This is a genomic window from Bradyrhizobium sp. Rc3b, assembly GCF_900114915.1.
In the GTDB taxonomy this organism is placed as follows: Bacteria; Pseudomonadota; Alphaproteobacteria; order Rhizobiales; family Xanthobacteraceae; genus Bradyrhizobium.
This window is the reverse complement of sequence record NZ_FOUS01000036.1, coordinates 1-14,800: the sequence shown is the minus strand read 5'-3', so window position 1 is coordinate 14,800 and position 14,800 is coordinate 1. Positions and strand designations below refer to the sequence as shown.

General features: G+C 60.2%; 8 protein-coding genes. 4 read left to right on the top strand and 4 right to left on the bottom strand.

The window, feature by feature from the left end:
* From BM190_RS38895 to BM190_RS38885, 3 genes are all read left to right on the top strand, one after another.
* Positions 1-348 (top strand): ATP-binding protein (locus tag BM190_RS38895; RefSeq protein ID WP_177237493.1); only part of this gene is annotated, 348 nt, incomplete at its 5' end.
* Positions 349-413: 65 nt separating this feature from the next.
* Positions 414-827, top strand: a complete 414-nt coding sequence (locus BM190_RS38890) for a helix-turn-helix transcriptional regulator (protein WP_143109200.1) — start codon at positions 414-416, stop codon at positions 825-827.
* Between the two features lie 491 nt (positions 828-1,318).
* The gene (locus BM190_RS38885; protein WP_084675014.1) at positions 1,319-1,990 is read left to right on the top strand and encodes a hypothetical protein; all 672 of its coding nucleotides are present in this window, start codon (positions 1,319-1,321) and stop codon (positions 1,988-1,990) included.
* A gap of 177 nt (positions 1,991-2,167) precedes the next feature.
* Here the strand turns inward: BM190_RS38885 and BM190_RS38880 are convergent, their stop codons facing one another.
* On the bottom strand, positions 2,168-3,604 hold the full coding sequence (locus tag BM190_RS38880) for an OpgC domain-containing protein (protein ID WP_092263269.1): 1,437 nt from the start codon (positions 3,602-3,604) through the stop codon (positions 2,168-2,170).
* Between the two features lie 433 nt (positions 3,605-4,037).
* On the opposite strand from BM190_RS38880, the gene BM190_RS38875 reads away from it, so the two are divergent.
* Entirely contained in the window at positions 4,038-4,700 is a 663-nt protein-coding gene (locus tag BM190_RS38875) for a response regulator transcription factor (RefSeq protein WP_092263267.1), read from the top strand.
* On the opposite strand, the gene BM190_RS38870 is transcribed toward BM190_RS38875, so the two are convergent.
* The 3 genes from BM190_RS38870 to BM190_RS38860 form a co-directional block, all read right to left on the bottom strand.
* Positions 4,695-6,815 carry an MASE1 domain-containing protein gene (locus BM190_RS38870; protein WP_177237548.1) on the bottom strand — a complete coding sequence of 707 codons (2,121 nt, stop codon included), beginning with the start codon at positions 6,813-6,815 and terminating at the stop codon, positions 4,695-4,697. The genes BM190_RS38875 and BM190_RS38870 overlap by 6 nt on opposite strands.
* Before the next feature lie 1,352 nt (positions 6,816-8,167).
* The gene (locus BM190_RS41525; protein ID WP_244550906.1) at positions 8,168-8,515 is read right to left on the bottom strand and encodes a hypothetical protein; all 348 of its coding nucleotides are present in this window, start codon (positions 8,513-8,515) and stop codon (positions 8,168-8,170) included.
* A 390-nt stretch (positions 8,516-8,905) separates the two neighbouring features.
* Positions 8,906-14,800 (bottom strand): Ig-like domain-containing protein (locus BM190_RS38860; RefSeq protein WP_092263263.1); only part of this gene is annotated, 5,895 nt, incomplete at its 5' end.

The following is a 14,800-nucleotide window of genomic DNA, read 5'->3' as shown; positions in this document are numbered from 1 at the left end:
TTCGCCCAGTCCGGTGGCCAGCTTCTCTTCCACCTCGTCAGCCGGCTCTATGAGCGCGCCTCCGTCATCGTGACCACCAATCTCGCCTTCGGCGAATGGCCGAGCGTGTTCGGCGACGCCAAAATGACCACCGCGCTGCTCGACCGATTGACCCATCACTGCGACATCGTCGAGACCGGCAACGATAGCTGGCGGTTCAAGAGCCGAGACGACGATCACGCCACCCGCGCTCGTCTCGCCTCCGCTATCCCGGCCAGCTCCGACGAGACGAGCGCTACCAGCAAAGCTCGCCGCACGAAGGGGTCAAAATTGGACGCCGATGAGGGGTCAAATTTGCAAGCCGATTGACAACGGGATTCGACAACGAGATCCGCATCAGAGAGCGGCGCCTCATCCTTCGCGACAAGCATGCGATGACAAGGCTCGATCAGCTGATCAGCGCGGTGCGCTCCACGCCGGACGCCTCCGCCATCCCCGCCTCTCCGATCCTGATCCGCCGGACGACAAAGCCACCGGTCGTCTTGCGGATCCTGCCGGTGGACGGGGCGGCGCGCTCCGTCTTCCTCGGAGCCCGCGCCATGCTGATCCTGTCCAACCTCATTCCACGCCCGGCGCCGGATCCGGCGCTGATCGGCCAGGCCTTCGATCTCACCCCGGCGGAATCCCGCCTGGCCGCCCTGCTTGCAACCGGCGCATCGCTCGCCAGCGCTTCCGAGCACCTGCGGATCTCGCGCGAAACCGCCCGCAACCACCTCAAGTCGATCTTCTCGAAGACGGGCGCGCACCGCCAGTCGGAGCTGGTCACGCTTGTTTCTCAACTCGCTTGATTTGCATCGTCCAGCTCGGGACCGTGACCGAGGTCCTGAACCGCGCGTGGTATCAGCCATCATCCGCGGCAAACACGAACGCGCCAATTCCCTGCGAACAGGGAAGTTTACAGGGAAAAGCGCCCACCGCAGGCCCCGCCTTGGCAACGAGAATTGGCGAGAAGTACCTTAAATTGCTAGAAATCCCGAGCGTCCCGGCTCTCATCGGAGCAGGGAATTTTCGCTGGCGAACAGGGACTCGCGTGGCCGTGAGCAGGGAAATATATCCGGCGGGCTTCAGTGGCGCGCCTCCCCTTGCGCCGCGCGAGCGGGATGACAATCGGGAGCTGCCTGAATGGGCGAATTGGCCGATCGGCCCAAGGTGAAGAACCGATCTCATTCAGCTATTGATCGCAAGGAGGCATTTGCCTGAAAAATTTCGCGCCTTGGCGTGATCCCGGACCTGGCATAGCATTAGGGAGTTTCATGCCTCCGGGGAGGCGGCTTTTGTGATGCGCCTGCAAACGCTCTCGTTTCGTGATTGGCTGGAGCACGCATTTGGACGCGAGGTTCGCTTTCAGCAAGCACCTTGGTACTTCGATCCTGAGCATGATTGGTGGGACCCGCCACCAGCAGAAGCTGTATCTTATCTCACTCGGCTGTTTGAAGACCCGCAGACCGCGCTAGAGGGATTTGCTGACAGCCAAATCGCACAAGGCTTAACCTACCTTGTCAATACCAGCGCAAGCGGCGATAACAGATGGCTTTGTTCAACTGATGTGCCCATCAAAGATCGTATCCGCTGCGTCAAGTCCATCGCAGAACTCTTTGCCAAATTGTTCGAATCGCGGTGCACCCCCAGTTTGTCCCACCTGAGCGAAGCCGATGCCGGGACGCTAAACTGTGTCTGTTATATGTGGTGGGATGCCTTTCCGTGCTTGGCTCTTGCCGACGATCCGCACCTGCCAACTCTCCACGATTGCGCGCTCCGCACGATGGAGCGCATCCTTCACCTCAACTCGATTGCCTGTCAGGAGAGCGCTCTGCACGGGCTCGGACACTGGCAACGCGGCTACAGTGACAAGGTGACCCCAATCATCGATCGCTTTTGCACGATGCATGCCAAAGCTGACTTTCGGCTCCTGGCCTATGCTCAATCTGCCCGCTGCGGGTGCGTGCTGTGACCATGGGGACATGGCTCGATCCATGAGCAGCACGGCGGAACGCAAGATGGCGACCAAACCGTACGAGTCCCGTTGCTGAAACATTCCGCCTCACGCCGCGAAGAAACGCGGTCCTTCACCTCCCGGTGATCTCTCTGAGCGGCTCGAGGTCTGCCGGAACTTTTCCGTGCCGATGTGTCAAACGCCATATTCCGCCGATGCAATGGGCGCTGTTGCATTCCTGGCCACCGTCGCTGCAGGCTTCGGCGACGCCGCGACGACATTCGCCTTCGGCTGTAATAATCCGTCTGCGAGGCCAAACATCTGGTACACCCGGTGGGATTGCCTATCCGCGAACCAGCAATTGATGACGGGATTCCGGCCGCTGGCCCATCCGAGCTCGCGCAGTCCTCGGCGGAACGCCTCCAAGGGGCGCCAGTCAACGGTGCCCCAGGCGTCCGGCTGGACGTGCACGCCCGCAGCCAGAGCAACAGACGGCTGCAGCCTGGGCGTGATCTTGATCAAGTTCAGAAGCGTCGCTGCCACGATCATCATGAGGATCCCGCCAACGCTGAGCGTGATCTGCATCGCAAGCCCTTCCGATATGTCGAGCAGCGCCAGGAGGCTAGCGAGCGTCAGCAGGACGCCGAGGCAGAAGATTGGCAACGAGTGCTTGCCACAGAGGATGGCGCCGCGCATCACCGCACTCGTCAAGGCTTGCCGATTGGGCGGCACGAACCATACCGCCACAACCGCTAGAGCCAAGAAATGCAATAGACGCAACGGATCGAGATTGGACTTGTCTGGCGGGTAAGCCAATTTGGTCAGCCCCTGGGGAATCAACGCTTCCAAAGGCTTGACTCTCCAGCTCAATGCGATGACGAGGCTGAAGATCAGATAGAGAGCGGCAGGTACGAGCACCGTGCGAGACGTTAGCCAGGGGCGCACTCGTTCGCCCTCGATTATCATCCAGGCACCAAGAACCGCCAATAGCTGCCAGGCCAGTGGATTGAAAGCCCAATGGCCGCTCGGCCACGCCGGCATGGACCAGCCGAACATTTGCACCAGCGCATAAAGCGCCAGCGAGGCGCCAAGCGTCACGTTCGGCATTCGGAACAGCAACCACAATAACGGCGCGAAAAAGAGGTGGAGAAGCACGAAGATCGGCAATACGTCGGTATTGACCGGACGGTATTGCAGGATCGCTGCGTGGGCGAGCGCCGAGCCCGGCTGGTCCAACAGAATCCGCGTATTGCTCTCATCAGCAAGACGGTTCCCGCCTGCGAGGTGAACCAAGATGGCGCAGGCGAGCGTCAGCAGCAGAAATGCGACATAGATGTCCCAACTTCGCCGCAGGGTCCGGCGGATCACGCTGGTCCACCCCTCGCAACTCCGTACTTTGCCGTAGGCCAGCGCGCAGGTGACTCCCGAGACGAACATGAACACTTCCGCGGCATCGCTGAAGCCGTAGTTCCGTAGCGTCAGCCAACTTCCAATGTTATTGGGGACATGATCAAGAAAGATGCACCAGAGCGCGATGCCGCGGCAGGCATCAATGCGAAGGTCGCGGCTGTTGACTTTAAGCTCCGGCAAAGCGCCCGCAAATAGCTTCGGGGATGCGGTCCGATCCTGCATTGGCTTGCCTCGTCCAGGGTACGCGCAGGCTTCGAGAGGAACTGAATGCAACAAAAAGCACGCTGCGGGATTCTGACAGCGCCGCAGTCCAGAATTGCTTCACACCGACCCGGCCACGACAGCAATTGCGACAATGATGATATGGCCAGGCTGCGCACAACCCTCTGGTAGAGTGGCTGACTGTCGTCATCATCGTGCAAGCGCCGCAGCCTGTAAATCGGCCCGAGGTCGGTACAGAGAGGTGCCTAGGTCCTATGACCAAGGTACCGTCCGTCCTGCGGGCCCCAGCGAGCTGCGCGCTTCACGTAGTCCGCTCCCTTCTTACCTGTCGGCGAACCACCGGCCGGAGCCGAGATGGAAGATGGACGATTTCGAAGGTGGGTGTATGATTTTCCATTGATCTCCGCGCGGCCAGAAGACGGAGAGCTTTTTTATGAAGGTGCTTGTCGTTGACGATCACACATTGATTCGGGCCGCGCTGCACGCTGTCCTGAAGCAACTAAAGCCAGAAGCCGTCATATTCGAAGCTTCGAGCGGCCGAGAGGCCATGCACATCGTCGAGGAGCACCCCGACATCAGCCTCATTTTGCTTGATATCAATTTGCCTGATCGCGACGGCTTCTCCGTCCTTAGCGAACTGCGCGATCGCTATGCGAGGACTGCTGTCGTCATTCTCTCGTCCTCCGATGATCAAGACACAGTCAGGCGTGCCTTCAAATTCGGCGCGCTGGGTTTCATTCCGAAAACCACGGAACGCGAGGTGATGCTCAAGGCTATTGAATTGGTGTTCTCCGGCGGAGTTTACATCCCGTTGGAGATACTGGAGAAGACGGCGGGCCCACGGCATGCAACCAAGCCAGTGACGCCCGACTGGCTCAAGGGGCTCGGGTTGACCGATCGGCAGATTGAAGTACTTGCGCTCCTGATGAAGGGGAACAGCAATAAGGTCATTGCCAGGATGCTCAATATGGCAGTGCCTACGGTGAAGAATCACATCACGGTCGTTCTCAAGGCGCTCGGCGTAGCGACGCGCACCGAGGCCATCATAAAGGTCGGAAAAATGGACTGGGAGTGGCCGCCGAAATCTGGATCATGAAACTGTCCCGGCGTCTCTCCCACCATCGTGATCCCTAAACAGCTTGTGCATGACCGCGCGGAGCTGCATTGGGTCGACCGGCTTATGCAGCAAAACGTATCCTCGATCCTTGGCGTCCCGCAGTGGTTCAGCTGCCGTGTCGCCGCTGATGAGAATGGCAGGAATCGTCGAGCCAAACGCCGCATTGATTTGTTCAATTGCCCTGATTCCGGTCTTCCCGCGTGCGAGATGATAGTCCGAGATGATGAGGTCGGGGCGTTGTTCGCGCTCAGCAAGTCGAACCAGTGCGGCTTCGTCGGATCCGGCGGCAAGAACCGAACATCCCCATTTGCTGAGCAATCCGCCCGTTCCCTCCTGCACGATGGGAGTATCGGCAATAACAAGAATTGCCTTGCCGTCGACTGCAAGAGCACCGGGGTGTGGTAAGTCGGCAGGCGCTGCAGCTCTGACGCATTCGTCGACCTTCGGAACCAGGATCGTGAATCGCGAACCGCGACCCACAGTCGAAGCGAGCTCAATTGGATGGTTGAGAAGCAAGCGAAGCCTGTCGACAATGGCAAGGCCGAGCCCCAGGCCGCCGGACCGGTTCTGCTCCGGAGCAGGAACTTGAAAAAACTCGCCAAAGATATTCTGCTTTTGATCCTCGGGAATGCCGGGACCGGTATCGTATACTTCGATGCGCAGCATTTCACCGCGCCGACGGCATCCGACCAGGATCCCGCCCTGCAACGTATAGCGTACGGCGTTGGACACCAGATTCAGGAGTATGCGTTCGAGCAGCATGGCGTCGCTCCGCACCCAGGCGTCACTTGGCCTGACGCGTAAGCGCAAGCCTTTTTCACGCGTCGCCTGATCAAACGCCGTCTCGCTTTTCTGCAACAGGCGCCCGATCGGGAATTCGGTCATGTAAGGGTTCAGCATCCCGGCATCGATTCTCGAAATGTCCAGCAGCGAATTGAACATTTCGTCCATTTCCTTGCGCGTTGCGTCGACCCGCTCGATCGTCCTCGCCCGCTCCCCCGGTTCGAGCGGCGTGCGCAGCTGGGCAACAAACAGCCCTAATGCATGTAACGGTTGCCGCAAATCATGGCTTGCCATGGCAAAAAAGCGTGATTTTGCGGCACTGGCGAGCTCCAGCTCTTGCGTTCGCTCTGCAACCTTCTGCTCGAGTTCGACGCGCGCGCGGCGCAGATGCTCCTCCGCTTTCTTGCGTACCTCGACATCGGCGCTCAGCAACAAGCTTGGAACGGTAATGCTGATCAAGAACATCAACACCAGCAGGAACGATGCGTTAAGGTCCGTGGTGGTGAACGGGCCGCCGCCCCTGAGCGTGCCCCAGATCGTGATGCCCGCAAGCATCAGGGCGACCGTCGCGGTATCGCGAGGACCGCGGCGCAGCGCCGCCCACAACATTGGCAAGATCGCCAGAAAACCCAGTGGATCTCGGCCGGGCGTTTGCTCGATCAAGGGGCTGAAAGCAATGAGTCCAACAACCGCCGCTGTCGTGAGGACGCCGACCGTCTCCCGAAGCGCATGGCGTTCGAAGTCATGATAGCGGCTTGATGCCCAAAGCACGATAACGGGAGTAATGACCAGAGCGCCTGTCACATCTCCCAGCCACCAGGTGATCCACGCGTCGGCGAAACTCTTCTGTTCGATGTACCCGAAGATTGTCAGACTGGTCAGGCCAATGCTGGCGCTGATCGGCGTCGCGATGACGACGCAGATCACCGCAAACTTTGCGACAGAATCGGGGGTTGAAAACGTATTACATCCGCTCGACCACCGATTAATGAGATAGGCGCCTACAACCGCTTCAAGAGCGTTACCGGCCGCAATCGCGATTGCGGTAGCAACCGAGCCCGCCGTCGTCGCATTTGCGATCAACGCTGCCGCAAAAATTGCTGGCCAGGTCCGATATCCCCCCAACAGCACCGCCGCCAGCGCGACACCTGTCGGCGGCCAAATTGGCGTTGAACTGGGATGAATGGACGCGAGAGCAAGCCCACATTTGGCCAAGACGAGATAGATGGCGCCGATTGCGACCAGACTACCGACGTAGCTGACACCTCGGCTAGAATTTGTCTCGGGAGCTAATGATCGAGGATTGGACATCGTCCACGTCCTGGACTAGGCAAATGCTTCGTCGATCGAAACTGACTTTTGATCTCTGGATCTAACATCGCTAGATGGATACGGGCAGATGCACTCAGGTCCAATTGATCACAGCAGTCCGCTGGCGGACTAAGAGACGGCACGTGCGATCGAGCTGGCCGACGTGCTGTTCAATCCCCGCGGATTGCGTCAGAGAACCAGCGGGACGAACAGGGCACCGTTGCACCCCGAGGAATTCGCGCCATCTCGTGTTCACCCCGAGCTTTGGGGGGATGCATCGTACGACGAAGATAGGCGCTCCGAAAGCCGGATTTGGACCTGGACCAGGTCGCTGTGTGCGACAAAGGCCTATCTCTCGTTGGAGTTTCGGGACTGAACCACTTGCACGATAGCTTGCTGCGGCGTGACGAGGAAGCGGAAGCTTCGCTCAGAAAATAGAAGCATCTCCATCACCGATGAGGCGACGAGTCCGTTGCGTCGGCCGTGGCGTTGCGATGGGCGGTGCAACTCTCCCTTGATCGAACAACCCTAAAGAAGCCTGTGATCGAGTGCTATCGTTCGACGAGTTGCATGGCGGTCGTCATGTTTGAAGCGCTGCGTCCTTTGTTCGCTATCGCTGACAAAACGGCGCACTCACTTCACCGCATTCAAGCATCCTTGAAAAGCAGCACCGCGTGCTCACGCCGCCAGCGGGCGGCAATTAATCACTTGCGTGGGCGCCCGAAGACGAATGCGCCGTACTACACGGCCTTCGTCCGGATCGATCAAAGCGAATTGGGGGGCATGCCGAACATTCGCCCGTATGGAGCCGCATCATCAACTGAGGTTAGAGCCGTGCGGTTCGGGCGGAACGCCGCACACACCAAAGAAATACCGCACCATCGCTCCGTGGACCGCCTCGACCGCGCTCCACAATGTGGCAGGTGCTACAGTCCAAAGCCTCGGCCGATCTCCCGCATCAGCCTGAGCGCGGCGTCAGTATGGCGGCCATAGAACAGCGCGCGATCAAGCTGCGAAAAGATGCCCATTCCAAATAGCGCGATAGCAACGCCTCTAAGCATGGTTGTGGACCGGTTTGAACGATGCTGCGAAAGTTCAAAACGGCCCCAGCCGCAGGATGGGGTCAACAGCCGGGGCCGGCATTCCCATTCCAATGTGCCGCAATCGGCGGTAATCGGCACGCTCCCAGCTAGCCACAGGAAAGCTAACGAACCATTTCGCGTGTCCCGAATTCGGTGTGATGCGATTGCTGTGGCGCAAACCACAGCCCAACGCGAGGCGAGCGCCGCCCGTAATTATACGGAGGCCGAACCAGAATTGCCGTTGCGTGGCGTCCATCCTCAGCGGCTTCTTCAGGTTGATTTTATGGCGATCCAATTTTGGACCGAGGACCCACGAGCCTCAAAGCCAAGGCGCATCGCTTCCAACGCCTCGGCCTGTTTTCCCTGGGTATTGAGCTGCCAGGTTGTGGCGGCCTGCCGCTGAATGTCGACGATCTCCGCCCAATAGGCATCCTTGTCCCGCTGCAGCTTGTCCCGCAGCTCCGCCAATTTGGCGATGTCCGCCGTTGCTGCGTCCGCATTGCCGGAGCGCGCGGCGCCAAGGGCGCGGGCGAAACAGGTGATCGCATCGACATAGGCAAACCGGCTCGGCTCGGCCTTCAGCGCGGCCGCGCCCTGCCAATCGCCGCGCTCGACCATGTAGCGCGCCTGGCTGGCCGCTATCGCGTAGGGACCGGCGCGGACGGCCGGGCATAGCCCGTCGTCGCAACCATGTCCGCGATGACGTCGCGGGCTCGGCTGTCCTGCGCGAGCTGGAGCAAGGCGTAGACCATATAGTCGTCGGCATGCAGGCTCGCTGGGGTCCTTGCCGTCCTTGGCAGCCTTGGCGGAACGGCTTGGCCTCGATGGATTCGTTCCAGTAGCCGACGCGCGTGAAAATGGGCGAGGCCATATGCAAAGCGTGCGGCGCTCCCTGCCTGCATCGATGAAAGAAGAGAGCTTCCTGAAGGGTCAGCTCCTCGCGTCGTCTGGCAAAAATCCAGCAGGTCGACGATTCCAGCCCTGATGTTCTCCCCTGAGCGTTGACCGTTAGATGTGGAGGAGAAAATCCTGACTGGTCAGTATATTCGCGGTTACATTGGTCAAGACAATTTCCATATCGGCCGCCCCTTGATTCTGCGCTGTGGTCGAGTTGTTGACGTAGACAATCGTATTCGCGCCGCTCTGAATCCACCCGATACTGTGCGCGGCGACTTGGGCGCTCCCGCTGAGCAAGCCTTGGACACTCGTCACCCCCGCGATCGCCGAGGTGTCGATGATGTCTGTACCATGAGCGAAATCACTGATCGTGTCGTGGCTTGCAACCGTGGAATCGGAGACCGCAGCGAATACGAATTGGTCGCTTCCCGCTCCTCCTATTAACGTGTCGGCACCTGCTCGGCCCTGGATCACGTCATTTCCGGCTTGCCCATCCAGCGTGTTGCTGCCGCCATCGCCAAAAATGAAGTCAGCGAAGGATGACCCACGGATGGCATTCACGCCGGTGAGGGTATCTGTCCCGGTGCCGGCGAGGTCACCGGAGGCCGTCCCATGGGAGTTGCCGGCGGCTAGATCGACAGTCACCCCATCCAGCGCATTGTAGAATGCTATACGCGTGTTGCCGTTGCCGGTAATGGTGTCATTGCCGTCCATTCCCTCGAACTCGTTGAGGGTACCGAAATCGCCGGCATTTGCACCGGAGGTGCCAAAGCTGGTTGCGATGAAAATATCGTCGAAGTTAGTCCCGCGAATCGCCTCAATTGATCGAAGAGTGTCTGTTCCGATCGAAGCGTCGCCGGCCACCACGCCTGACGCCATATCGACTTGAATACCTGAAACCGAACCGTCGTTGTTGTAGAACGCCCTGTCGAAGCCAGTTTTGCCGTCGATGAAGTCATTGCCGCCGCGACCGGCAAAATCTTCAGCTGTACCGTTGGGATTGTTGGAGCCGGTGATGGTATCGGCGAATGACGACCCTGACACCGAGCCAACGCCCGAAAAGGTATCGGTGCCTACCGACGCATCGCCGGTTACGGTACCCGACGCGCCGCTGGTGGTGCTGGTCCAGCTATTGAGACCGAAAGTGATCGTCACGGGACCTGTTGCATTGGTGTAGATCAGACGCGTGTTGCCGTTGCCGGTAATGGCATCGTCACCACCAAGTCCCTCGAACTGGTTGAAGCTGCCGTTGTTGCCGACGTTAAGAGCGCCTGCAAGGCCATATCCCGTTGCCACATAGGTGTCGGCAAGGACGGTTCCCTGGATGGCTTCGATCGAACGCAGCGTATCCGTACCGATCGAGGAGTCGCCCGTGGCGGTGCCGGACGCCATGTCAATGGTGACACTGCCGGTCGAAAGATAGATGTTGCTGTAGCTTGCGGTATCTAAGCCGCCGCGACCGTCAATCGTGTCGTTGCCGCCAAGCCCGGTAAATATCTCGTTGATGCCGCTTCCCGACAAGGAATCGGCGAACATCGTGCCCATGACGGCATTTACGCCCGTGAACGTATCGCTTCCGACCGAGGCGTCGCCGGTCGCCGTGCCGGCTGCTATGTCCAGCACGACGCCTGCGGTCGCATTGTTGAATCCGAGGCGCGTGTTGCCGTTGCCGGTGATGATGTCGTTGCCGCCTTCGCCGGTGAACTCGTTGAAGGTCCCGAGCGAGCCGGAGTTCGTGCTGGTGCTGCTAAATCCGACGGCGTTGTAGGTATCGGCAAATTTGGTGCCACGGACCGCTTCGATCGACACAAGTGTATCAGAACCAACCGTGGCATCCCCCGTCAGGATGCCAGCCGCGAGACTAACCGTGATACCCGACGTGGTGGTCGGATCGTTATTATAGTCGACGCGGTCGAAGCCGCCGCGGCCATCGATCACGTCGTTGCCGGCGAACCCCGCAAACACCTCGACCGTGCCGAATCCATTGTTGCTTCCGAACAGAGTATCGGCGAACGAAGAGCCCCAGACGGCAAGAATCCCCGAGCCAACAAACGTGTCGTGACCAACGGATCCATCTCCATCCGCTGCCCCGGCTGCGATGTCGACAGTCACACCGGCGGTGGCGCTCACATAGGAGACCCGCGTCAGAGCCGCGCCTAAAGGATTCACGTCACTCAGAATGGTGTCGTTGCCGCCGCGGCCCTCGAACTCGTTGAACCCGATCGGCGTACCGGGCGTACCGGTGACCCCGGCGAAACCGGTCGCATTGAAGGTGTCCGCAAAATCACTGCCAACCACGGCTTCGATCGCAACGAGCGTATCGGTACCCACTCCCGGTCCGGATACCGTTCCCGCCGCAAGGTTCACGGAGATCCCGCCCGTGGCATCGGTATAGACAGCGCGGTCAAAATCGGCCCCGCCATCGAGCAGATCGTTGCCGCCGAATCCCTGAAGCCGATCATTTCCGGCGAGGCCGGAAATTGCATCCGCTTGACTCGTTCCGAGCAGCACATCCGAGCCCGAGCTGCCGTTGGTGGCGTTGGGAAAGATGAAGTCGCTCTGCTGGAGGCTTGTTACACCTATCAGCGTCAGAGTATTCCCGCTTCCGACATCGATGATGGTGTTGCCGCCGCTCACCGTTGCCTTCGATTGAACATCTGCGAGCGTGAAGAAGCCTGACAACCCTGTCAGATCGATCGTGTCGCCTTGGGTACGGTTAAAGTCCGTGATGGTGTCTGCTCCGTCACCATCGGCGTAGACAAAGGTGTCGGCGCCGTTCCCGCCGGTCAAGGTATCGGCGCCACCGCGGCCGTCGATCCGATCATTGCCGTCCCTGCCGTCGAGGGCATTGGCATTGGCATCCCCGAGAATGACGTCAGCGAAAGCTGAACCGCGGACGGCATTCACGCCGGTGAACGTGTCTGTCCCGACACCTGCGAGGTCACCGGGGGCAGTCCCGTGGGAGTTGCCGGCTGCGAGGTCGACGGTCACCCCATCGAGAGCATTGTAGTATGCGATGCGGGTATTGCCATTGCCGGTGATCGTGTCATTGCCGGCCATTCCCTCAAACTCGTTGAGGCTACCGAAATCGCCGACATTTGCGCCGGAGACGCCGAAATTGGTCGCGACATAAGTGTCGGCGAAGCCGGTTCCGCGGATCGATTCGATGGATCGGAGGGTGTCCGTTCCGACAGCGGCGTCGCCGGTCACCACGCCCGAAGCCATATCGATTTGAATACCCGTCGCCGAACCATCGTTGTTGTAGAAGGCCCTGTCGAAACCCGTTTTACCGTCGATGAAGTCATTGCCGCCGCGACCGGCAAATTCCTCTGAGGTGTTGTTTGGATTGTTCGAGCCGGTGATGGTGTCGGCAAATGACGACCCCGACACCGAGCCGACACCGGAGAAGGTGTCGGTGCCCACGGACCCATCACCGGTCACGGTACCCGACGCGCCGCTGGTGGTGCTGGTCCAGCCGTTGAGAGCGAAAGTGATCGTCACGGGGCCGGTTGCATTGGCGTAGGTCAGCCGGGTGTTGCCGTTGCCGGTGATGATGTCGTTACCGCCCATTCCCTCGAATTGATTGAAGGTGCCATTGTTGCCGACATTGGCATAGGGAAGGCCGGTCGCGGGATCGATAGCGCCGGTGACGCCGAAATTAGTCGCGTCATAAGTGTCGGTAAAATTAGTGCCCTGAATGCCTTCGATTGAACGCACGGTGTCGGTGCCGCTCGAGGCATCTCCGGTCACCGTTCCAGCTGCAAGGTGAACGCTGATCCCACCCGTCGTGAAGGTCAGGTTGGCATATTGCGCCGTGTCGAAGCCGCCTTTTCCGTCGATGAAATCATCGCCGGCAAGGCCCATGAAGTTCTCGTTGGCGCCGCTTCCAGAAAAGGTGTCGGCAAACATCGAGCCCATGACGGCGTTGACGCCGGTGAATGTATCGGTACCCACGGAGGCATCGCCGGTTGCAGTGCCCGCGAGGAAATCGACAGTCACGCCGGCGGTTGATTGCGTATACTGGAGTCGGGTGTTGCCGTTGCCGATGATGCCATCGTTGCCGCCCATGCCTTCGAAATTGTTGAAGGTGCCGCTCGATCCGGCATTGGTGCTGGTGCCGCTGAAACCAGTGGCATCGTAAGTATCGGCGAAGTTGGTGCCGCGGACGGCTTCCACCGAACGCAGCGTATCGGTCCCGATCGTCGCGTCGCCAGTGACGGTACCGGCCGCAAGATTGACGGTTATGCCCGTGGTGGTGGCGGCGTCGTTATTATAGACGGCAAAATCGTAGCCGCCGCGGCCATCGATCAGATCGTTGCCCGCACGAGCGTCATATTGCTCGAAAGTACCGTTCGGATTGTCGCTGCCCCGCAGCGTGTCTCCAAATGCCGACCCAATGACCGAATTGACATTGGTGAAGGTGTCGTTGCCAACTGATGCATCGCCGTTCGCCGTTCCCGCGGCAAAATCAACGACCACTGCCGCTGTGGCACTGACATAGGAAATGCGGGTCAGAATCTCGCCGGAAGGATTGACCGTGCCGGCGATGATGTCATCTCCCCCCATGCCTTCGAAGCTGTTGAAGCCGATCGGCGTGCCAGGCACCCCGGAATTGCCGCTGAAACCGACCGCCGAGTAGTGATCGGCAAAGTTGCTGCCCTGGATGGCTTCGATGCCGACCAGAGTGTCGGTGCCGACACCCGGACCCGTCACGGTTCCTGCCGTCAGATCGGCGGTGATGCCCCCGGTCGCGTCGACATAGACCGCTCGATCAACGCCCGACAAACCATTGAATGTGTCATTACCGCCGAAGCCTTGGAATGCATCGTTTCCGGCGGTCCCTGTCAGGGTGTTGTCGCCAGCATCGCCGAGAATGGCGCCGGGCACGCCGACAGAATAGACCACGGCGCCGCTGGTTGCGGTGTTGCCAGCGGCATCGCTGACCCGTGCGGTCAGAGAGTTGCCGCCCTGGTTCAGCGTGACCGTTGTGCTCCAGCTGCCGTTGCCCTGCACGATGGCGGTGCCGATCGTGGTGCTGCCATCTAAGATGGTGACGGTGGCGCCGGCATTGGCGACGTCGACCGTGCCGGTGATGGTCTGGCTGGCCTGGTTGACGGGTCCGCCGGTGCTGGTAATGGCGACCGTCGGCGCCGTGGTGTCGAGCGTGAAGCTCAGCGCTGCGCTCGTCGAACTGTTGCCGGCGAGATCGCTGAACTGCGCCGTGATCTGTTTGGTGCCATCGGCTCCGAGATCGCCGGCGGATACCGTCAGATTAACGTTGCCTGCCGTCACGTCGGCGGCCGTGATCACATGCGTGACCGGATGCGCCAGCGGCGAGCCGCCCAGCAACAGCCGCACCGTATCGCCAATGGCAACCGTCGGGGTCAGCGACACCGTGAAGCTTGGCGACGTCGCCGAAGTGATGTTGTCGGTAGCCGAGGCACCGCTGTCTGAGCCCGCTGTCAGGTCCGGTGCACCGCCGGTCGGCGCCGTTGTGTCGAAGGTGAAGCTCAGCGACGCCGAGCCGGTGTTGCCAAAGGTATCGGTTTGGCTCGCCACGATGGTGTGTAATCCGTCGGCCAGCCCGCTCGGCGTAAACGACCACGCCCCTTGCGCATCGGTCGTTGCCGTAGCGGTGCTGAGAACACCATCGATCGTCAGATGCACCACCGTGTTGGCGAGGCCGGTGCCGCTCAGTGCCGGGTTGGCGGTGATGTGGTCGGTGGCCGAGGTGCCGGTGTCGGAGACCAGGGCCTCGGTCACCGTCGGACCGGTGGTGCTGAGGGTGTAGACCACCGCGCCGCTGGTTGCGGTATTGCCGGCCGCATCGCTGACCCGGGCGGTCAGGGAGTTGCCGCCCTGGTTCAGCGTGACCGTGGTGCTCCAGGTCCCGTTGCCCTGCACGATGGCCGTGCCGATCGTGGTGGTGCCATCCAGGATGGTGACGGTGGCGCCGGCATCGGCGACGCCCACCGTGCCGGTGATGGTCTGGCTGGCCTGGTTGAC

Coding starts and splice junctions, on each gene's coding strand:
- BM190_RS38890 (WP_143109200.1), top strand. CDS start 414: ATGACAAGGCTCGATCAGCTGATCAGCGCGGTGCGCTCCACGCCGGAC.
- BM190_RS38885 (WP_084675014.1), top strand. CDS start 1,319: ATGCGCCTGCAAACGCTCTCGTTTCGTGATTGGCTGGAGCACGCATTT.
- BM190_RS38880 (WP_092263269.1), bottom strand. CDS start 3,604: ATGCAGGATCGGACCGCATCCCCGAAGCTATTTGCGGGCGCTTTGCCG.
- BM190_RS38875 (WP_092263267.1), top strand. CDS start 4,038: ATGAAGGTGCTTGTCGTTGACGATCACACATTGATTCGGGCCGCGCTG.
- BM190_RS38870 (WP_177237548.1), bottom strand. CDS start 6,815: ATGTCCAATCCTCGATCATTAGCTCCCGAGACAAATTCTAGCCGAGGT.
- BM190_RS41525 (WP_244550906.1), bottom strand. CDS start 8,515: ATGGTCGAGCGCGGCGATTGGCAGGGCGCGGCCGCGCTGAAGGCCGAG.